Origin of the sequence: Curtobacterium sp. MCSS17_005, assembly GCF_003234225.2 — a bacterium.
GTDB classification, from domain to species: Bacteria; Actinomycetota; Actinomycetes; order Actinomycetales; family Microbacteriaceae; genus Curtobacterium; species Curtobacterium flaccumfaciens.
On the sequence record NZ_CP126258.1, the window covers coordinates 1,056,507 to 1,076,000 of the forward strand.

The following is a 19,494-nucleotide window of genomic DNA, read 5'->3' on the forward strand; positions in this document are numbered from 1 at the left end:
CGCGGCTCGCAGCGCGCGGGGTTGCTAGCGCAGCACGACCACACCCCGGCCGCCGAACCGGACGACGCCGGCATCGACCTCGGTCGCGCCGAAGCCGTAGAGCTCCTCGCCCACGGCGTCGGGCACCGGGACCTCGGCTGCGTCGTCGGCGAAGTTCACCACGACGTGCACCGGCGCCACGTCGGGGCCGAGCAGCCCGCGGGTGAGCACGAGCCACCGACGGTCCTCGCTGAAGCGGACGGCGTTCGCCTCGTAGCGGTGGTCGACGAACGCCTGGTCGGTGCGCCGCAGGGCGATGAGCACCCGGTACGCACGCAGGATCGCCGCACCGCGCTCCGAGCTGACGTCGGCCCAGTCGAGCTTGGAGTTGGTGAACGTCGTCGGGTCCTGCGGGTCCGGCACCGCTGACTCGTCCCACCCGTGTTCGGCGAACTCGGCGATGCGTCCCTCGGCGGTGGCCTTGCCGAGCTCGGGCTCCGGGTGCGAGGTGAAGAACTGCCACGGTGTCGAGGCCGCGAACTCCTCGCCCATGAACAGCATCGGCGTGAACGGCCCGAGCAGCGTCAGGGCCGCCGCGATCACGAGTGCCTCGTCGTCGAGCGTCGCGGCGAGCCGGTCGCCGGCGGCGCGGTTGCCGATCTGGTCGTGGTTCTGGTTCGCGACGACCAGGGCCGTCGCGGGGGAGGTCCCGCGGTCGATCGGCCGGCCGTGCCGCTTGCCGCGGAACGACGACCAGGTGCCGTCGTGGAAGAAGCCGTCCTCGAGCACCTTCGCCAGCGCCGACAGCGGGGCGAAGTCGGCGTAGTAGCCGTTCGTCTCACCGGTGAGCGCCACGTGCACGGCGTGGTGGAAGTCGTCCGACCACTGCCCGGAGAGGCCGTACCCGGCGGCCTCGCGCGGCCGGAACATCACCGGGTCGTTGAGGTCGGACTCCGCGATGAGCGACAGCGGACGACCGATGAAGGACGAGTAGGCGTCGGTCTCGTCGGCCATCGAGGCCAGCACGTGCGGGCGGGTGGTGTCGCGGATCGCGTGCACGGCGTCGAGCCGGAGCCCGTCGACGTGGTGGTCGCGGAACCACATGCGCACGTTGTCGAGCACGTACCGGCGGACCTCGGGGTGCTCGACGTTCACCGAGTCACCCCAGGTGTTGCCGAGCCCGGCCAGCAGGTACGGGCCGTACAGCGGCAGGTAGTTGCCGCTCGGTCCGAGGTGGTTGTAGACGACGTCCTGGATGACCCCGAGCCCCAGCGCGTGCGCGGTGTCGACGAACCGGTCGTAGGCGTCCGGGCCGCCGTACGGGGCGTGCACGGAGAACCAGCCGACCCCGTCGTAGCCCCAGTTCCACTCGCCGTTCACGGCGTTGACGGGGAGCAGCTCGACGAACTCGACCCCGAGCTCGACCAGGTGGTCCAGTTTCTGGGCGGCGGCGTCGAGCGTGCCCTCGGGCGTGTAGGTGCCGATGTGCATCTCGTAGATCACGGCGCCACGGGCCGGGCGTCCGGTCCACGACTCGTCGGTCCACGCGAACCGCGCGGGGTCGACGACCTCGGACGGGCCGTGCACGCCCTCGGGCTGGTACCGGCTGCGCGGGTCCGGTCGGACCGCGTCGTCGTCGCCGATGCGGAACCCGTACCTGGCACCGACGACCGGCATCACGGCGTCGGTGGACCACCAGTCGTCGTCGCCCTTGGTGAGCGGGTACTCGACGTCGTCGACGACGAGCCGGACCCGGTCCGGCTCGGGCGCCCAGACGGCGTAACGGTCAGGTGCGGTCATGCGTGACCCTCCAGGATGTCGATCTCGGCCTGCGCGTCGGTCTCGGTGGCGTCCGTCGTGCGGTCGGCGGCGGGCCGGGAGGCACCGCTCGCGTCGGACACGGCGGTCACCGCGTCGGCGTGGCCGGCTGCACCGACCACGTCGGCGGGCACGAGCAGCGCGACCGGGTAGGTGGTGAGCAGGTCGGCCAGCGCGATCCCGCGGTCGGCGGGGACGCGTCGGCCGGTGAGCAGGTCGATGCGCTCGACGGGGACGGCGTGCACCAGCGTGTCGCCCCAGCCGCCGACCCGGCCGAGGCCGATGGGCAGACGCGTCGCGATCGTCACGGCACCGCCGCGGTCGAACGCGATCACGTGGTCGGCCGCGCTGCCGGTGGCCTCGAGCTCCAGGTACCGGGTGAACAGCTCCGGGTGGTCCCGACGGATGCGCAGTGCGCGGGTCGTGACCAGGAGCTTCGCGGCACCGTCGATGCCGACGGCCGGCAGGTCCTCGGGGCCGTCGTCGTCCGGGCCGTCGAGCTCGGCGAGCACGTGGCGCCGCTCGGCGTAGTCGACCGGACGACGGTTGTCGGGGTCGACGAGCGAGCGGTCCCAGAACTCGGTGCCCTGGTAGACGTCGGGGACGCCCGGGGCGGTGAGCTGGACGAGCTTCTGGGCGAGACCGTTCGACCACCCGGCGGCGTCGATCTGCTCGTCGAGGGCGTCGAGCACGGCGACCACGTCGGGGTTGTCGAACGCGGCGTCGACGATCGCGTGCATCTGCTGCTCGAACGCCTCGTCGGGCTCGGTCCAGGTCGTGCTGTCACCGGCTTCGCGGGAGGCCTTCTCGGCGTACGCGTGCAGACGCTCACGACTGGCGGGCCGGGCGCCGACGATCGCCTGCCAGAGCAGGTCGGCGAACACGCGGTCCTGCAACGGCACGAACGACTGCAGACGCTCGAGCGTGGCGGCCCACTCGTCGCCGAGCTCGGCCAACACCGCGATGCGGGCGCGGGTGTCCTCGCTGCGCTTGGTGTCGTGCGTGGTGAGCGTCGTCATGGTGTGCGGCCAGCTGCCGAGCCGTTCGCGCTGGGCCTGGTGGAAGTCCGCCACCGAGACCGCGAAGACGCTCGGGTCGCCGCCGACCTCGCTCAGGGACGACAGGCGCGAGGTGCGGTAGAACGCCGTGTCCTCGACACCCTTCGCCATCACCATGCCGCTGGTCTGCTGCAGTCGGACCGCGGCGGCGTTCGTCGGGTCGACGAGTGCCGGTGCGATCCGGTCGATCACGTCGTCGAGGTCCGGGCGGGCCTCGGCGGCACGCTCGAGCGCGGTGATGAGGTGGTGGGCGCCCTCGGGCAGGTACGTGCGGTACACGTCGAACGAGGCCACGACCTCGGCGACGGCGTCGACGATCCGCTCGTGCGTGATCGTCTCCGTCACGGCGCTCGGAGCGAGCAGGCGTGCGAGCCGCTCGACCTCGCTGCCGAGGATGCCGTCGGCGATGCCCCGTCGGGTGTCGTGCGTGAGCTGCTGCCAGTCCGTCGGCTCGGCGCCCGACGCCGCGGTCAGTGCCTGCTCGCCCGCGGGGTCGACGAACACGCGGTCGAGCACCCCGAGGGCGTCGTACCCGGTGGTGCCGTCGACCGGCCACGAGCTCGGCAGCTGCTCGCCGGGCTCGAGGATCTTTTCGACGAGGGTGTAGGCCCCGCCGGTGAGCTCCGCCAGGTCCTGCAGGTAGCCCGCCGGGTCGTACAGCCCGTCCGGGTGGTCGATGCGCAGGCCGTCGACGAGTCCGTCGCGGAACCAGCCGCCGATGACCCCGTGCGAGGCCGCGAAGACCTCGGGCTCCTCGACGCGGATCGCCGCGAGGGTGTTCACCGCGAAGAACCGGCGGTAGTTCAGGTAGTGGTCCGCGCGCTTCCAGTGCACGAACGCGTAGTGCTGGCGGTCGTGGACGGTCTCGACGGAGTCGCCGTCGTGCACCGTTCCGGGTGCGGTGGGGTAGGCGGTCTCGCCGACGCGGAGCACCGGACGCTCGGCGTCGGACGTGTCGAGCGTGACCGCGTCGAGCAGCCGGTCGTCGAGCACGGGGACGCGGAGCTTGCCGTCGCCGGCTTCCCAGTCCACGTCGAAGGCCCAGGCCACGGGGGAGCCCTGCCCGAGTTCGAGCAGGGACCACCACCACGGGTTCGACTCGGGGGTCGCGACGCCGACGTGGTTCGGCACCACGTCGACGATGACCCCGAGGCCGACGGCGTGAGCGGCCTCGGCCAACGCCCGCATCGCCTGGTCGCCACCGCGGTCGGTGTCGACCCGCGTGTGGTCGACCACGTCGTAGCCGTGGTTCGACCCGGACTCGGCCTGCAGCACCGGCGACAGGTACAGCCAGTCGGCGCCGAGGTCGTGCACGTAGTCGACCAGGTCGCGGGCAGCGTCGAGGTCGAAGTCGGCCGAGACCTGCAGCCGGTAGGTCGACGCGGGGACGCGGTTCGCGGCGCCGGGCGTTCCGGCGGTCATCGGGCGGTTCCGCTCGGTGCGGTGGACCCGGCCGGGTTGGCCGGGGTGACGGCGTCCTGCGGGGCGACCGGTTCGGGGGCGCCGTCCTGCTCGGCGTCGACCGGAGTGCTCGTGACCTCGTGGTCGGGCTCGGCACGCAGCACGATCATCGACCGTGCGGGGACGTCGAGCGGGGTGCCCGCGTCGAGCACCTCGTCGCGGGCGCCGGGGTTCGCGGTGTCGATCCGGACGGTCCAGCCGGGGGAGTACTCCTCTGGTGGGAGGGTGAAGGTCACGACGTCGTCGTGGGCGTTGAAGTAGGTGATGAAACCGACGTCGGTGACGCGGTCACCGCGGGCGTCGCGACCGCGGATGCCCTCGCCGTTCAGGTACATGCCGACGCTCTTGCCGAAGCCGGAGTCCCAGTCCTCGGGGTCCATGGCGTCGCCCGAGGGGGTCAGCCACACCACGTCGGGTAGCGGCTCGCCCTCGCCACGTCGGACCGGACGGCCGTTGAAGTACCGGGTCCGGCGGAACGTGGGGTGGTCGTGCCGCAGCTTCACCACGTCGGCGGTGAACTGGATGAGGTCTTCGTCCGCGCTGTCCCAGTCGATCCAGCTGAGCTCGGAGTCCTGCGCGTAGACGTTGTTGTTGCCGGACTGCGACCGACCGAGCTCGTCGCCGTGCGCGATCATCGGCACACCCTGGCTCAGGAGCAGGGTCGCCAGGAAGTTCCGGCGACGCTGCAGCCGCAGAGCGTTCACGGCCTCGTCGTCGGTCGGGCCCTCGGCACCGGAGTTCCAGGACCGGTTGTGGCTCTCGCCGTCGTTGTTGTCCTCGCCGTTGGCCTCGTTGTGCTTCTCGTTGTAGGCCACCAGGTCGTACAGCGTGAAGCCGTCGTGCGCGGTGATGAAGTTGATGCTCGCCTTGGGCGTCCGGCCGTCGTGCTCGTACAGGTCGGCCGAGCCGGAGATCCGGGAGGCGAACTCGCCGAGCGTCGACGACTCACCGCGCCAGAAGTCACGGACGGTGTCGCGGTACTTGCCGTTCCACTCGGACCACTGGGGCGGGAAGTTGCCGACCTGGTAGCCACCGGGGCCGACGTCCCACGGCTCGGCGATGAGCTTGACCTGCGACACGATCGGGTCCTGCTGCACCAGTTCGAAGAAGGCCGACAGCCGGTCGACCTCGTAGAACTCACGGGCCAGTGCCGAGGCGAGGTCGAAGCGGAACCCGTCGACGTGCATCTCGGTCACCCAGTAGCGGAGCGAGTCGAGGATGAGCTGCAGCGAGTGCGGGTGCCCGACGTTGAGCGAGTTCCCCGTGCCCGTGTAGTCCATGTAGAACTTCTTGTCGTCGTCGACCAGGCGGTAGTAGGCCGCGTTGTCGATGCCGCGGAACGACAGCGTCGGGCCGAGGTGGTTGCCCTCGGCGGTGTGGTTGTAGACGACGTCGAGGACGACCTCGATGCCGGCGCGGTGCAGCTCGCGCACCATCGTCTTGAACTCCTGGACCTGCTGGCCCTGGTCGCCCGACGACGAGTACGCCGAGTGCGGCGCGAAGAAGCCGATGGTGTTGTAGCCCCAGTAGTTCGACAGCCCCTTGTCCTGCAGGGTCGAGTCGTTCACGAACTGGTGCACCGGCATGAGCTCGAGCGTGGTGATGCCGAGGCGCTGCAGGTGCTCGATGACCGCCGGGTGAGCGACGCCGGCGTAGGTTCCGCGCTGCTCTTCCGGCACGTCCGGGTGGGTCTCGGTGAGTCCCTTGACGTGCGCTTCGTAGATGACGGTCTCGCCGTACGGCGTCCGCGGCGGGCGATCCCCCTGCCAGTCGAAGAAGGGGTTGATCACGACGCCCTTCATCATGTGCGACGCGGAGTCCTCGTCGTTGGTCGATTCCGGGTCGCCGAACGTGTACGAGAAGAGCGACTGGTCCCAGTCGATCTCGCCGCTGGTCGCCTTGGCGTACGGGTCGAGCAGGAGCTTCGACGGGTTGCAGCGCGCGCCGGAGTCCGGGTCGTACGGGCCGTGCACGCGGAAGCCGTACTCCTGCCCGGGGCCGATGTTGGGGAGGTACGCGTGCCAGACGTAGGCGTCCACCTCGAGCAGGCGGACGCATTCTTCGTTGCCGTCGGAATCGAACAGACAGAGTTCGACGCGCTCGGCGACCTCGGAGAACAGCGCGAAGTTCGTGCCGCTCCCGTCGTAGGTCGCCCCGAGCGGGTACGGGTTTCCGGGCCAGGTGTGCAAACGGTCCTCCAGGTGTGGGTGCGGCCAACATATCGGCGGCGCTCGTCCGCGTCCGCAGACAAGCCCCAGCTGTGGATGCCCACTGCGCCCCGCGGCCTGTGGAGGAACGGACGAGTAGCGTCGCGCGCATGGCCAACATCGTCTCGAAGATCGCAGACCAGGTCCGCCCGCTCGAGGTCTCCACGAACTACGGAGAACCCGTCGAGGTCGGCGACCAGACCCTCATCCCCGTGTCCGTCAGCTGGTTCGGCTTCGGTGGCGGCGGGGACGACGAGAACGGTGGCGGCGGTGGCGGCGGCCTGTCGGCCCCCGTCGGCGCCTACGTCCGTCGCCCGGGCAAGGACCTGGAGTTCGAGCCGAACCTGATCTCCCTGATGGTCGTGAGCATCCCACTGGTCTGGGTGACCGGGCGTGTCCTCCGCAAGCTGGTGCGCACGCTCAAGAAGTGACCGCCTGATGGACGGGAGGCCCGTGGCGACGCCGCCACGGGCCTCCCGTTCGTCTTGCCGTCACGCGGTCGCGACCGCGTCTAGACTGCTGGCACACACACGGGAGTCCGGGACCGCCGGGCTGAGAGGGAGCGATCGGCGCTCCGACCGTCGAACCTGATCCGGATCATGCCGGCGCAGGGAGGAGTCAGCAGCATGCCTTCAGGCACGTCCACAACCGTCACCACCGCTCCGCGGCGATCGCTGCGTTGGCGGGTCGTCGACATCGTCGTCGCGAGTGTCCTCGCGGTGGCCCTCGGAGTCGTCTTCCGGCTCTGGGAGTTCGGCTACGAACCGATCAGCGCCGTCATGGACCTCGTGCTCCCGGGCACCAAGGCCCTGTTCGGCGGGGTCTGGCTGCTCGCCGGCCCGATCGTCGCGATCGTCGTCCGCAAGCCCGGCGCCGCGCTCTACGGCGAGATGGTCGCCGCCTCGGTCGAGGCGTTGTTCGGCACCCAGTGGGGATGGCTCACGCTCGAGGCCGGACTCGTCCAGGGTCTCGGCGCCGAGATCGTCCTCGCGCTGTTCCTGTACCGCGTCTACCGCCTGCCGGTCGTCGTGCTCGCCGGTGCCGCGGCCGGACTCGCGCTCGGCATCAACGACACCGTCCTCTGGTACCCGGGGCTCGACCTGGCCTTCAAGGTCGTCTACGTGATCTGCGCGGTGATCTCCGGTGCCGTGATCGCGGGGGTGGGCTCGTGGCTCATCGTCCGGGCACTCGCCCGCACCGGGGTGCTGTCGTCCTTCGCGGCCGGCCGCGAGCACAGCCGCCGCGAGCCCCGCGCCCTGGTGTGACCGTGCCCGCTCCGTCGGCGACGTCCCCTTCCACCGGCGGCGACGCCGGCGCAGGGGGCCGTGTCCGCGGGGCACGGATCGTGTTCCGCGGCTGGGGCTGGCGGTACCCGGAGCGAGACGCCTGGGCCGTGCGCGACGTGGACCTGACCGTCGAGCCGGGGGAGCGGGTCGCCGTCGTCGGGCCGTCCGGTGCCGGCAAGTCGACGCTCCTGCGAGCGGTCGCCGGCGTGCTGCCCGACGAACCCGACGCCACCGACGACACCGCTGCCTCGGTGCAGGGGACACTCCTGGTCGACGAGGCCGACCCCCGCGCGGTCCGCGGGCGTGTCGGGCTCGTCATGCAGGACCCCGAGGCACACACCGTGATGTCCCGCGTCGGCGACGACGTCGCCTTCGGCTGCGAGAACGCCGGCGTGCCCCGCGACGAGACCTGGGACCGGGTGCGGACGGCGCTCGCCGTCGTCGGCCTCGACCTGCCGCTCGACCGCTCCACCGCGCAGCTGTCCGGTGGGCAGCGGCAGCGGTTGGCGCTCGCGGGCGTGCTCGCGATGCGGCCGGGTGCGCTCGTGCTCGACGAACCCTGCGCGAACCTCGACCCGGACGGCGTGGCGCAGGTGCACGACGCCGTCCGGGCGCTGCTCGACGAGACCGGGGCGACGCTGCTCGTGGTGGAGCACCGGATCGGCACCTGGCTGGACTTGGTCGACCGTGTCGTGCTGCTCGAACCGGGCGGCGGCGTGGTCGCGGACGGCCCGCCTGCCCGGGTGCTGGCGGACCACGGCGAGGCGCTCACGGCCGCCGGTGTCTGGGTGCCCGGCGCCGAGCCGGAGCGTGGTTCGGCGCGGCGGCGGCGTCCGCTCGGACGAGCGGGCGAAATGCCCGGGGCGTCCGGTGGCGCGACCGCGGCATTCCGCCCGCTCGGCGCGGGGGAGATCGGCGAAGGGGAGCGTGACGACGCGGCGGCGGTGCTGCTCGAAGCTCGGGGGCTCGGCACGGCAAGGGGAAAGCGAGCGGTCGGGAACGGCATCGACCTCGGGCTCCGCGCCGGGCAGGTCCTCGCCGTCACCGGACCGAACGGCGTCGGCAAGTCGACGCTCGGGCTGACCCTCGCGGGCTTGCTCCCACCGGCAGCCGGTGAGCTCCGCGCCACGGACACCCTCGCCGACGGCATCGGCGCAGCGCCGCACGCCTGGACGAGTCGCGAACTCGCCGCCCGGATCGGCACGGTGTTCCAGGACCCCGAGCACCAGTTCGTCGCCCGCTCCGTCCGCGAGGAGATCGAGGCCGGCGCCCGAGCACTCGACGCGCCGGACGCCGCCGAACGGGCCACCGCGCTGCTCGACGAGTTCGGGCTGGCACACCTGGCCGACGCCAACCCCTTCACCCTGTCCGGGGGCGAACAACGACGACTCGCGATCGCCTCGGTCATCGCAGCCCGTCCGCCGGTCGTCGTGCTCGACGAACCGACCTCCGGGCAGGACCGTGCCACGTGGCAGGCCGTCATCGGTCGGCTCGGGGCCCTCGCCGACGCCGGCACCGCGGTGGTGGCGGTCACCCACGACCGCGATCTCGTCCGGGCACTCGATGCCGACGAGGTCGTGCTCGGGCCGGACGGCGCGCGGTCCGTCGAACGCGACCAGGGGCGGTCGAACGCGACCATCCCGGAGACGGGGCCGACAGCCGGGAGCCGCCCCTGGCCTCCAGACCGGACCGACACGGACGACCGGACCGCCGAGGCCGCCGGGACTGACGCGACCGATGGGACCGACCGGACGAACCCGGCGCGACGACCGCTGCCGGCCCGCGCGACCGGCATCCCCGGCGTCCAGCCGGTCGCGTCGCTGATCGGTGTGCTCGCCCTCGGCGTCTGCCTGGTGCTCAGTCTCGACGTCGTCTCCGCCGCCGTCGCCCTGGCGCTCGAACTCGCACTCCTGCCGCTCCTGCGCCTGCCGGTCCGGACCCTGCTGCTCCGACTCGCACCGGTGCTCCTCGCGATCCCGCTGACGGCGGTGAGCATCGCGCTGTACGGCAGGCCCTCGGGTCGGGAGTGGTTCGACCTCGGGTTCGCGCACGTCACCGACGGGTCACTGACGCTCGCGTTGGCGACGGCGCTCCGGGTCCTCGCGGTGGGGGTGCCAGCCATCGCGCTCTTCGTGCGGGTCGACCCGACCGACCTGGCCGACGGGCTCGCGCAGGTGCTCCGGCTGCCCGCGCGCTTCGTGCTCGGCGCGCTCGCCGCTGTCCGGATGATGACCTTGCTCGTCGACGACTGGCGACAGCTCGCGATGGCGCGGCGTGCCCGAGGACTGGCCGACTCCGGGCGGCTGCGACGCGGGGCGACGATGGCGTTCGCGCTGCTCGTGCTCGCGCTGCGGCGGGCGACGACGTTGGCGGTGGCGATGGAGTCACGGGGGTTCGGTGCTCCCGGACGGCGGACCTGGGCGCGGGTCGCACGGTTCGCCGGGCCGGAGTGGGCGATGGTGGCGGTGCTGGTCGGCATCGGCGTGGTGTCGATCGCGGTCGCGGTGAGCGTGGGGACGTGGCGTGCCTGACGCGGAGCGTGCAGCCGGCACGACGGGCGGCGAGCGTGCGACGGGTACGACCGCCGGTGACCTCGCCCCCGGCCTGGCCGCTGCTGCTGCCGGTGTCGCCGCCGCCACGGGACGGCGCGCCGTCGTGCTCATCGACGGCCGGTCCGGCACGGGCAAGACCACCCTCGGAGCACAGGTCGCGGAGCAGCTCGGTGCGCAGCTCGTGCACCTGGACGACCTGTACCCGGGGTGGGACGGCCTGCGCGCGGCTGCCGACGCCGTGGTGACCGACGTCCTCGGAGCGCCGAGCGGGTACCGACGCTGGGACTGGGCGGCCGATGCGCCCGCGGGTTGGGCGGCGGTGGACCCCGACCAGCCGATCGTGGTCGAGGGGTGCGGGGCGTTGTCCCGGGCTTCGGCACCGCTGGCGTCGTTGCGGGTGTGGCTCGAGGCCGACGACGCCGTGCGGTGGGACCGGGCGATCGGACGCGACGGTGAGGTCTTCGCGCGCGAGTGGGACCGCTGGGCCGCGCAGGAACAGGCCTTCATCGCCGCCGAGGACCCGGCCGCCCTGGCCGACGTGGTCCTGCGGACGTAGCGCGCGGCGGGCCCGCGCGCAGGCCAACGCGCGTGGCGGCCCAGAGGATTCGCGCTCAGCGACACCCCACGGCCTCCGGAAGGCGAGAACTGTCGCTCAGCGCGAAACGTCAGCCCGCGGCGCCCGCGCCCGCGCCGGCCGCTGCGCCCGCCGCGCCCGCGCCCGCGCCCGCCCGCGCCTCCCGCCGCGCCACCGCCCGCGGGTCCACCGCGAACACCGCCGCCACGATCGTCAGCACCGCGTACACCCCGAGGTACCCGCACAGGATCCACGGCGACCCGCCCCCGAGCTGCACGAACACCGCGGCCAGCAGCGGCGTCAGCCCCACCGAGAAGATCGACCCGATCTGGTACCCGAGCGACATCCCCGAGTACCGACGCCCGGTCGGGAACTGCTCCGCGAACCACGCCGCCTGCGGCCCGTAGATGCTGTCGTGGAACACGCACATCCCGATCAGCGCCACGAGCGGCAGCAGCACGAGCGGCCCGGCGTCGAGGAACGCGAAGAACGGCCAGATGAGCACGGCGATGCCCACCGCCGACCAGATCGTCAGCACCCGCCGCCCGACCCGGTCGGACAGCCACCCCCAGAACGGTGTCGACACGAGCGACACGGCCGAGATCACGAGTACGGCCTGCAACCCCGCGTCCGAGCCCGATGGCCCGCGCACGTTGCCGAGGTAGGTCAGCGAGTACGTCGTCAGGATCGAGTACAGCGCCGGCTGCACGAGGCGCAGGCCCGCCGTCACCAGGATCGACCGCGGGTGCTGCCGGATCGCCTGCCACACCGGGAACCGTTCGACCCCACCCGAGGCGCGCAGCTCCTGGAACACCGGGGCGTCCTGCACACCGAGCCGGATGACGAGCCCGACCGCCACGATCACCGCCGAGAACAGGAACGGCAGCCGCCAGCCCCAGGCCAGGAACGCCTCGGTGCCGAGCGTCGACCGCACGAGCGTGAAGACCCCGGTCGCCAGGAGCATCCCACCGGCCGACCCCATCTGCGTGAACGCCCCGAACAGTCCCCGGTGCCGCTCCGGCGCGTGCTCGACGGACAGCAGCGCCGAGCCGCCCCACTCCGCACCGGCCGCGACGCCCTGCAGCAGCCGCAGGAACACGAGCGCCACGACGGCGCCGACCCCGATGGTCGCGGCGGACGGGATCACTCCGATCAACGTGGACGCGATGCCCATCAGCACCAGCGACGCGACGAGCAGCTTCTTCCGCCCGATCCGGTCACCCAGGTGGCCGGCGATCACGCCGCCGAGCGGCCGCGCCACGAACCCGACGCCGTAGGTCGCGAACGACGCGATGACCCCGACGGCCGGCGTCACGGACGGGAAGAACGTCGGTGCGAACACCAGTGCCGAGGCCGTCGCGTAGAGGTAGAAGTCGTAGTACTCGACGGTCGTCCCGACGAACGACGCGAGGGCGACCCGACGACGGGTCGCGGTGGTCGACGGTGCGGCGGGTCGGCCTGGAGGCGCGGTGACGGTGGTCTGGTTCGGCATGCCTCAGGAGCATGGTCGCGTCCAGGGCCGCGGGGAACACCGCGCGTAACGGGAGGTCACGTCACTGTCGTCGGGCGGTGCCCGCCGACCACGATGGGACGCATGAGCGATGCACCGAACCGCCCGCTGCGCTTCGCGGCCTTCGTCATGAACACGACCTCGCACATCCAGCACGGTCTGTGGCGGCACCCCGACGCCCGGCAGGCGGACTTCGACGACGTGACGCTGTGGACCGACCTGGCGAGGACCCTCGAGCGCGGCAAGTTCGACGCGATGTTCTTCGCCGACGTCGTCGGGACCTACGGCCCCGGTCGCGGCGACTACTCGACGAACCTGCGCGAGGGGCTGCAGATCCCCTCGAACGATCCCTCCGTGCTGCTCTCCGCGCTCGCCGTGTCGACCGAGCACCTCGGGCTCGCCTTCACCTCGAGCGTCATCCAGGCGCACCCGTTCGACTTCGCTCGCAAGGTCTCCACGCTCGATCACATCACCAGGGGCCGCATCGGTTGGAACGTCGTCACGAGTGCCCTCGACAGCGCCGCCCGGAACTTCGGCGCCGACCGGCTCGAGGAGCACGACGAGCGCTACGTCTGGGCCGAGGAGTACCTCGAGGTCTGCGCGAAGCTCTGGGAGGGCTCGTGGGAGGACGGCGCCGTGCTGAAGGACCCCATCCGCGGCTACGCCGACCCCGACAAGGTGCACCGCATCGACCACCACGGCAAGCGCTACGACGTGCAGGGCCCGCACCTGTCGGCACCGTCGCCGCAGCGGACCCCGGTGCTGTTCCAGGCCGGATCGTCGCCGGCAGGCCGGGCCTTCGCCGCGCGGAACGCCGAGGCCCAGTTCATCCTGACCTCGAACCGGGACGCCACCGAACAGCTCATCCGCGAGACCCGCGACCTGGCCGAGGCCGCCGGCCGGCAGCGGGACGACATCGCGTTCTTCCTCGGCCTGACCTTCGTCACCGGCTCCACCGAGGCCGAGGCGAAGGCCAAGGAAGCGGAGATCGACGGGTACCTGGCCGCCGACGGGTTCCTGGTGCACTCGAACCTGGGCTTCGACCCGGACACCGGCGAGCCCCTCGACCCGGACACCCCGCTCTCCGAGGTCCGCACCCACGCCGGACAGTCGCACCTGCAGTGGCTCCGCGAGGCCGCCGGGGACCGCGAACCGACCATCGCCGACCTCGCCCGGTTGTCCGCGAAGCTCCGCGCCCGGGTCGTCGGGACGCCGGAGCAGATCGCCGACGAGCTCGCCGACTGGCAGCGGGTGGGCGTCGACGGCGTCAACGTCATCAACTGGACGCTGCCCGGCTCGTACGAGGAGTTCGTCGACCACATCGCGCCGACCCTGCAGGAGCGCGGACTGATGCAGTCCGAGTACCGCGAGGGCACCCTGCGCGAGAAGCTCTTCGGCCACGCACAGCTGCCGGACTCGCACCCCGCCCGGCAGTGGCGCGGGGCGTTCTCGGGCGGTGCCGGCGCGACCGCGGCCCACCCGGACGACGCGACCCGTGCGGTGGAGGTGCCCGCATGACGGCCGCGACGACGACCGACGGACGTGTGACGGGCCTCCCGGCCGACCGTCTGGCGACCCTGCGCGAACGCTTCGCGCCCGTGTTCGCGACCATCCGCGACGGCGCGGTCGAGCGTGAGCTCGCGTCCGGGAAGCCCGGCGACCGGCCGCTGCCGCACGCCGAGGTCCGGGCGCTCGCCGACGCGGGGTTCGGGCGGCTGCGCGTGCCGGAGGACCGCGGCGGCTTCGGCGTGACGCTGGTCGAACTCGCGCACCTGGTGACGGACCTGGCGGCGGCGGACTCGAACATCGCGCACCTGTGGCGGGGGCACTTCGGGTACACCGAGCTGGTGCTGCTGCGGCCGTCCTCCGCAGGCCGGGACGAGTGGCTCCAGCGCATCGTCGACGGAGCGATCATCGGGAACGCGACCTCGGAGCGGACCGGAACGACGCTCGCCGACATCTCGACGACGGTGACGCCGGCTGGTGATTCCCTGCGCCTCGACGGGCGGAAGTTCTACTCGACCGGCACGCTCTACGCGGACTGGATCTACCTGGCGGCGGACCGCGACGGGGAGCGCGTGACGTTCGCCGTCGACGCCTCCGCGCCGGGTGTCAGGGGCATCGACGACTGGGACGGGTTCGGGCAGCGGTTGACGGCGTCCGGCACGACCGTGTTCGACGGGGTTCCGGTCGACCCGTCGGTGGTGTCGGCGTACCGGGACGCTCCGCTGTCGCACATCCAGGCCTTCTACCAGCTGTACCTGCTGGCGGTCCTCGCCGGGATCGGGCAGGCGGTGTCCGACGACGCCGTGGCCTTCGTGCGACCGCGGACCCGCACGTACATCCACGCCAACACGGCCGTGCCGGGGGAGGACCCGCAGGTGCTCGCGGTGCTCGGCCGGCTGTCGGCCGGGGCGTTCACCGCCCGGTCACTCGTCGTCGTCGCCGCGGGGCTGCTCGACGGGGTCGTCGCCACGAACGAGCCCGGGGTCGGCCTCGACCGCGTGCTGCTCGACGCGGCCGAGAACGCCGTGTACCAGGCGCAGGTCGAGATCGGGCCGCGGGTGCTGCGGTCGGCGTCCGAGCTGTTCGAAGTCGGCGGGGCGTCAGCGGCCGACCGGACGCGTGGGCTGGACCGGCACTGGCGGAACGCCCGGGTGGTGGCGTCGCACAACCCGGCGGTCTACAAGGAGCGGATGGTGGGGGAGTACGCGCTGCACGGGCGGGGGCCGGTGGGGGCGTGGGAGAAGTACCACGAGGTGGGGCCGACGCGGTTCTGAGGGCCCGGCAGCGGCGCGGGGGCGGCGCGAGTTTTCGCGGTGAGCGACAGTTCTCGCGCCCGTGGGCCCGAGGAATGTCGCTGAGCCCGAAACCCGGGGCGCCCGGCGCTGGGCGCGTCGCTGGCAGCTACGCCCAGCCGAGCTCGTGCAGCCGCTCGTCGTCGATGCCGTAGAAGTGGCCGATCTCGTGTACGAGGGTGGTGTGCACCTCGTCCTTGAGCTCCTCGACGGTGTCGCACTCGGCCAGGTGCTGCTTCCGGAACACCACGATGCGGTCGGGCAGCTCGCCGAAGCCGTACTGCCCGCGCTCGGTGGCTGCGATGCCGTCGTACACGCCGAAGAGCTCTTCGCCGTTCTCCGGTTCGTCCTCGACGACGAACACCACGTTGTCGAGCCCGTCGACCATCTCGTCGGGGAGCAGGTCGAGTTCGTCGGTCACGAGTTGCTCGAACGCTTCGGCGGACATCTCCATCACGCAGGGATCGTCCCACACCGGGCTGACCACCCGGGCTGACCACTCGTGGCTGACCACTCGTGGCGAAGCCGCACGGCGCCAGAGGCGCCCAGACAAACGCTGAGGGAGAGCCCCGGTTGCGTCACACGCAACAGGACTCTCCCTCGACCGGGGTGAATAACGGGTCTCGAACCCGCGACCTCCTAGACCACAACCAGGCGCTCTACCAACTGAGCTATATCCACCATGTTCGAACCGGCGGACCGGCGCGACCACTCAATAGTAGTACATGCGGGACGGGGTGCGGACCACCCGTGTCGCTACTCGGCCGCGGGCTGCGCCAGCCGTGACTCCCACTTCGCCACGACGTCGGCCTGCACGGCACGCACGTCGTCGGTGCTCGGGCCGGGCTCGGCGACGAAGCCGGCGCGGCGGTAGTACTCGAGTTCGCGGATCGACTCGAGGATGTCCGCGAGGGCCCGGTGCCCACCGTGCTTCTCGGGCGCGTTGAAGTACACGCGGGGGAACCAGCGGCGGCAGAGCTCCTTGATGCTCGACACGTCGACGCTGCGGTAGTGCAGGTGCCCGTCGACCCGCGGCATGTACTTCGACAGGAACGCACGGTCGGTGCCGATGGTGTTGCCGGCGAGGGGGGCGGAGCCCTCGGCGGGGACGTGCTGGAGGATGTACTCGAGCACCTGGTACTCGGCGTCCGCCAGGCTCACGCCGTTCGGGATCTCGTCGATGAGCCCCGAGGTGACGTGCATGTTCGTCACGAACTCGTTCATGTTGTCGAGCGCGGACTGGTCGGGCTTGATGACGATGTCGAAGCCGGGGTGCACGGGCTCGAGGTCGAAGTCGGTGATGACCACGGCCACCTCGACGAGTTCGTCGACCTCGAGGTCGAGGCCGGTCATCTCGCAGTCGATCCAGACGAGGCGGTCATTCGCGGTTGCCATGTCCTCGATCCTATTCCCGCCCCGTGTGCCTCCCGTACGTGCCGCCGTCCCCGCCCGCCCGCGCCGGCCCGCCCGTGCCCGCCCGTTCCGCGAGCGGGCGAAATGCCGCGGTCACCCTGCGGACGCACCCGGATGTTCCGCCCGCTCGTCTCGGTCACGAGCCGAATGCGGTGCAGGCGACCGCCTGGAGGCCCGCCGCGACCCCGGCAGGCCACCCCGCGCCTCCAGGCGGTCGCCCTCCACCCCGCCCGCCGCACCGATCCCGCCCGCTCCCGCGTCGTCACCGCGAGCGGGCGAAATGCCGCGGTCGCCCTGCGGACGGACCGCGGTGTTCTGCCCGCTCGCCGACGGCGGCGCTGCAGTCGCGGCCTCGCGTGCCCACGTCCTGCCGAGCGGGCGAAATGCCGCGGTTGCCCTGCGGGCGCACCCGGATGTTTCGCCCGCTCGTCCGCGACGCGAGCAGCGAGCACCGCAAAACGACCGCCTGGAGGCCCGAGGCGACCCCGGCAGGCCGCCCCGCGCCTCCAGGCGGTCGCCCTTTACCCAGCCTGCCGTACGGTTCTCGCCAGCCCCGCACGAGCGGGCGAAATGCCGGGGTCGCTCTGCGGTCGAAGCCTGGTATTTCGCCCACTCGCGGGTGGAGCGTGGAATGAGGGGCGAGCGAGCCCCCGCGCGGACGCACGAACGGGCGAAATGCCGGGGTGCCCACGGGGGACACTCCGGCATTCCGCCCGTTCGCGGGAAGGGGGAAGGCGCCTCCGCAGCCCCGTACCTAGGCCATGTCGCCGGCGGTGATGGCCTCGGCCTCGACACGCTCCGGCTCGGCACCGTCGTCGACGCGGCGCAGGACCCTCGTGGTGCAGAGGATCACGACGAAGGCGACCGCGACGGACGCTCCCGCGAAGACGTACGCCGCCGAGGGGGAGTACGCGTCGGCGAGCAGGGTCGCGACGGGCGGGGCGATGGCGCCGCCGATGAAGCGGACGGCGGAGTAGGCGCTCGAGGCGACCGAGCGGGGGAGGTCGGTGGCCTCCATGACGCACTCGGTGAGGACGGTGTTCAGGACACCGAGCACGAGGCCACCGATGACGACGCAGATGATCAGGCCGACCTGGGACCGTACGACGAGGGCCGCGGCGAACAGGTCGAGTGCGAGCAGCGGCAGCGCGATCTTCAACACCGTCGTCCTCCGGAGACGGGCGGTGAGCATCGGGGCGACCCACACCGAGGTGATCGCGAGACCGACACCCCAGCCGAAGAACGTGAACCCGATGCCGAGCGCGCCGAAGCCGAGCGGGAACGGCGTGTACGCCAGCAGGACGAAGAAGCCGATGTTGTAGAACAGCGCGGTCGCGGCGAGGGCTGCGAGTGCCGGACGGGCCAGGGCGCGGAAGGGTGCGGAGAGCTTCGTCGGCGTGGGCTTCTCGAGGCTGCCGGTCTTCAGCAGGGCGACGATGGCGATGAACGCCACCGCCATCAGGGTCGTGACGCCGAAGAACGGGCCGCGCCAGCTCACCGAGCCGAGCAGGCCTCCGACGAGGGGCCCGACGGCGATGCCGAGGCCGAGCGCTGCCTCGTACAGGATGATCGCCGAGGCCGTGCCGCCCGACGCTGCCCCGACGATGGTCGCGAGCGCGGTTGAGATGAAGAGCGCGTTGCCGAGGCCCCAGCCGGCGCGGAAGTCGATGATGCTCCACACGCTGTTCGACGTCGCCGCCAGGACCGAGAAGAGCACGATCAGGGCGAGTCCGATGAGCAGGGTGCGCTTCGCGCCGATGCGGCTGGAGACCCAGCTGGTGAAGAACATCGCGACACCGGTGACGGCGAGGTAGCTCGTGAAGAGCAGTTCGGTCTGCGCGGGGGTCGCCTTGAGGGACGCAGCGATCGCCGGGAGGATCGGGTCGACGAGGCCGATGCCCATGAACGCGACGACGCAGGCGAAGGCGATCGCCCAGACCGCGGACGACTGCTTGAGGATGGAGCCGGACTGGCCGGCGGGTGCGTGGGCGTTCACGCGGGGATCTCCGTTCCGTTGGGGGTTGTCCGGGTGCGCTGGGCGATCAGGTTCGCCGCGTGGTGCAGGACGTCCCAGTCGTCGTCGGTCAGGTCGGCGAACAACGGGCCGACCGTGCTGGTGAGGGTGGAGCGCCAGGAGGCGAGCCGTTCGCGTCCGGCCTCGGTGAGTTCGATGAGCTGCCCGCGGGAGTCGTCCGGGTCGACGCTGCGGCTGACCAGGCCGTCGGCGAGCATGCCGGCGACGAGTCGGGTCATGGTGGGCTGCGCCACCCGGGAGGCGGTGGCCAGTTCACCGAGTCGCAGGGGCTCGTCGGTCTCGAGGATGCCGAGCGTGCGCCAGACCGCGGTGGACGTGGTGTTGCCCGTCGACTGGACGGCGCTGCGGATCAGGCGGTTGACGGAGACGAGGAGGGTCTCGATCGTCTGCTCACGCGGTGTTTCCATAGCTGAACTATATAGCCTTGCTATGAATAGCGCAACGACGGGCTGGACAGACTGCACCAGCCGCGGCCTGGTAGAAGGGAGGCATGAGCGACATCACCATCCACGAAGGCGACGAGTACACCGCGATCTTCCACGGCGGCCCCTTCGACGGCACGACCGACACCCGCACCGCCACGAGCGACGCGCTGGACGACGAGGTCACGGTGTTCGCCGACGTCGAGGGCCTGCAGACGGCCTTCACCTACCGCGCCACCAAGTCCCGCCAGGTCCTCGACCAGATCTCGGTCGAGTTCACCTACGAGCCGGAGGAGTCCGACCCGGTGGACGACCTGCAGGACCGCGGCGACCGCAGCGGCGAGTTCGACCGGGAGTAGAACCCCCACCCGCCGCGTTGCA

15 protein-coding genes, 1 tRNA gene and 1 riboswitch are annotated in these 19,494 nt (G+C 71.8%); of the genes, 7 read left to right on the top strand and 9 right to left on the bottom strand.

Translation table 11 applies throughout. The features are described 5' to 3' along the window. Nucleotides 1-24 precede the first annotated feature (24 nt). The 3 genes from treZ to glgX are packed head-to-tail and all read right to left on the bottom strand — an operon-like array spanning nt 25 to nt 6,505. Nucleotides 25-1,779, bottom strand: a complete 1,755-nt coding sequence (treZ, locus tag DEJ20_RS05145; protein ID WP_111236792.1) for a malto-oligosyltrehalose trehalohydrolase — start codon at nt 1,777-1,779, stop codon at nt 25-27. Continuing rightward, on the bottom strand, nt 1,776-4,277 hold the full coding sequence (treY, locus tag DEJ20_RS05150) for a malto-oligosyltrehalose synthase (RefSeq protein WP_111236793.1): 2,502 nt from the start codon (nt 4,275-4,277) through the stop codon (nt 1,776-1,778). The genes treZ and treY overlap by 4 nt, the downstream gene beginning before the upstream one ends. Continuing rightward, nucleotides 4,274-6,505, bottom strand: a complete 2,232-nt coding sequence (gene glgX / locus DEJ20_RS05155; protein WP_111236794.1) for a glycogen debranching protein GlgX — start codon at nt 6,503-6,505, stop codon at nt 4,274-4,276. The genes treY and glgX overlap by 4 nt, the downstream gene beginning before the upstream one ends. Nucleotides 6,506-6,633: 128 nt before the next feature. Here glgX and DEJ20_RS05160 point away from each other — a divergent pair, with 128 nt between their 5' ends. The 4 genes from DEJ20_RS05160 to DEJ20_RS05175 all read left to right on the top strand — a co-directional run bounded on the left by DEJ20_RS05160 (nt 6,634) and on the right by DEJ20_RS05175 (nt 10,917). Continuing rightward, nucleotides 6,634-6,954, top strand: a complete 321-nt coding sequence (locus DEJ20_RS05160; RefSeq protein WP_111236795.1) for a hypothetical protein — start codon at nt 6,634-6,636, stop codon at nt 6,952-6,954. Between the two features lie 89 nt (nt 6,955-7,043). Beyond that, a riboswitch (TPP riboswitch) is annotated at nt 7,044-7,155 on the top strand. After that, nucleotides 7,150-7,788, top strand: coding sequence for an ECF transporter S component (locus tag DEJ20_RS05165; RefSeq protein WP_111236799.1), 639 nt, complete (start codon nt 7,150-7,152; stop codon nt 7,786-7,788). Its footprint overlaps the riboswitch before it by 6 nt. A gap of 2 nt (nt 7,789-7,790) precedes the next feature. Continuing rightward, nucleotides 7,791-10,340, top strand: coding sequence for an ATP-binding cassette domain-containing protein (locus DEJ20_RS05170; protein ID WP_258377284.1), 2,550 nt, complete (start codon nt 7,791-7,793; stop codon nt 10,338-10,340). Continuing rightward, nucleotides 10,333-10,917 (top strand): nucleoside/nucleotide kinase family protein, encoded by a 585-nt coding sequence (locus tag DEJ20_RS05175; RefSeq protein ID WP_258377285.1) that lies wholly within the window; start codon nt 10,333-10,335, stop codon nt 10,915-10,917. The genes DEJ20_RS05170 and DEJ20_RS05175 overlap by 8 nt, the downstream gene beginning before the upstream one ends. 109 nt (nt 10,918-11,026) lie before the next feature. On the opposite strand, the gene DEJ20_RS05180 is transcribed toward DEJ20_RS05175, so the two are convergent. Continuing rightward, entirely contained in the window at nt 11,027-12,427 is a 1,401-nt protein-coding gene (locus DEJ20_RS05180) for an MFS transporter (RefSeq protein WP_111236796.1), read from the bottom strand. Nucleotides 12,428-12,529: 102 nt separating this feature from the next. Here DEJ20_RS05180 and DEJ20_RS05185 point away from each other — a divergent pair, with 102 nt between their 5' ends. Both DEJ20_RS05185 and DEJ20_RS05190 read left to right on the top strand, forming a co-directional pair. Beyond that, on the top strand, nt 12,530-13,963 hold the full coding sequence (locus DEJ20_RS05185) for an LLM class flavin-dependent oxidoreductase (RefSeq protein WP_111236797.1): 1,434 nt from the start codon (nt 12,530-12,532) through the stop codon (nt 13,961-13,963). After that, nucleotides 13,960-15,225 carry an acyl-CoA dehydrogenase family protein gene (locus DEJ20_RS05190; RefSeq protein WP_111236798.1) on the top strand — a complete coding sequence of 422 codons (1,266 nt, stop codon included), beginning with the start codon at nt 13,960-13,962 and terminating at the stop codon, nt 15,223-15,225. Before DEJ20_RS05185 ends, DEJ20_RS05190 begins: the two co-directional genes overlap by 4 nt. Before the next feature lie 127 nt (nt 15,226-15,352). On the opposite strand, the gene DEJ20_RS05195 is transcribed toward DEJ20_RS05190, so the two are convergent. The 5 genes from DEJ20_RS05195 to DEJ20_RS05215 form a co-directional block, all read right to left on the bottom strand. Beyond that, complete coding sequence (locus DEJ20_RS05195; protein WP_017886056.1) at nt 15,353-15,697, bottom strand: metallopeptidase family protein; 345 nt, start codon at nt 15,695-15,697, stop codon at nt 15,353-15,355. A 154-nt stretch (nt 15,698-15,851) separates the two neighbouring features. Then, nucleotides 15,852-15,924: transfer RNA gene (locus tag DEJ20_RS05200), tRNA-His, on the bottom strand. Nucleotides 15,925-15,999: 75 nt separating this feature from the next. Then, a complete protein-coding gene (gene orn, locus DEJ20_RS05205; RefSeq protein ID WP_071405505.1) occupies nt 16,000-16,638 on the bottom strand; it encodes an oligoribonuclease in 639 nt (212 codons plus the stop codon). A 772-nt stretch (nt 16,639-17,410) separates the two neighbouring features. Further along, the gene (locus tag DEJ20_RS05210; RefSeq protein ID WP_111235349.1) at nt 17,411-18,652 is read right to left on the bottom strand and encodes an MFS transporter; all 1,242 of its coding nucleotides are present in this window, start codon (nt 18,650-18,652) and stop codon (nt 17,411-17,413) included. Next, nucleotides 18,649-19,098: a MarR family winged helix-turn-helix transcriptional regulator gene (locus DEJ20_RS05215; protein WP_111024208.1), complete on the bottom strand. Its 450-nt coding sequence runs from the start codon at nt 19,096-19,098 to the stop codon at nt 18,649-18,651. The genes DEJ20_RS05210 and DEJ20_RS05215 overlap by 4 nt, the downstream gene beginning before the upstream one ends. 83 nt (nt 19,099-19,181) lie before the next feature. Between DEJ20_RS05215 and DEJ20_RS05220 the strand changes: the two genes are divergently transcribed. Next, nucleotides 19,182-19,472 carry a hypothetical protein gene (locus DEJ20_RS05220; protein ID WP_027464647.1) on the top strand — a complete coding sequence of 97 codons (291 nt, stop codon included), beginning with the start codon at nt 19,182-19,184 and terminating at the stop codon, nt 19,470-19,472. Nucleotides 19,473-19,494: the final 22 nt, after the last annotated feature.

What these genes read in the sequence shown, in the direction of transcription:
- treZ (WP_111236792.1), bottom strand. Translation starts at nt 1,779, where the DNA reads ATGACCGCACCTGACCGTTACGCCGTCTGGGCGCCCGAGCCGGACCGG.
- treY (WP_111236793.1), bottom strand. Translation starts at nt 4,277, where the DNA reads ATGACCGCCGGAACGCCCGGCGCCGCGAACCGCGTCCCCGCGTCGACC.
- DEJ20_RS05160 (WP_111236795.1), top strand. Translation starts at nt 6,634, where the DNA reads ATGGCCAACATCGTCTCGAAGATCGCAGACCAGGTCCGCCCGCTCGAG.
- DEJ20_RS05165 (WP_111236799.1), top strand. Translation starts at nt 7,150, where the DNA reads ATGCCTTCAGGCACGTCCACAACCGTCACCACCGCTCCGCGGCGATCG.
- DEJ20_RS05180 (WP_111236796.1), bottom strand. Translation starts at nt 12,427, where the DNA reads ATGCCGAACCAGACCACCGTCACCGCGCCTCCAGGCCGACCCGCCGCA.
- DEJ20_RS05185 (WP_111236797.1), top strand. Translation starts at nt 12,530, where the DNA reads ATGAGCGATGCACCGAACCGCCCGCTGCGCTTCGCGGCCTTCGTCATG.
- DEJ20_RS05190 (WP_111236798.1), top strand. Translation starts at nt 13,960, where the DNA reads ATGACGGCCGCGACGACGACCGACGGACGTGTGACGGGCCTCCCGGCC.
- DEJ20_RS05195 (WP_017886056.1), bottom strand. Translation starts at nt 15,697, where the DNA reads ATGGAGATGTCCGCCGAAGCGTTCGAGCAACTCGTGACCGACGAACTC.
- orn (WP_071405505.1), bottom strand. Translation starts at nt 16,638, where the DNA reads ATGGCAACCGCGAATGACCGCCTCGTCTGGATCGACTGCGAGATGACC.
- DEJ20_RS05215 (WP_111024208.1), bottom strand. Translation starts at nt 19,098, where the DNA reads ATGGAAACACCGCGTGAGCAGACGATCGAGACCCTCCTCGTCTCCGTC.
- DEJ20_RS05220 (WP_027464647.1), top strand. Translation starts at nt 19,182, where the DNA reads ATGAGCGACATCACCATCCACGAAGGCGACGAGTACACCGCGATCTTC.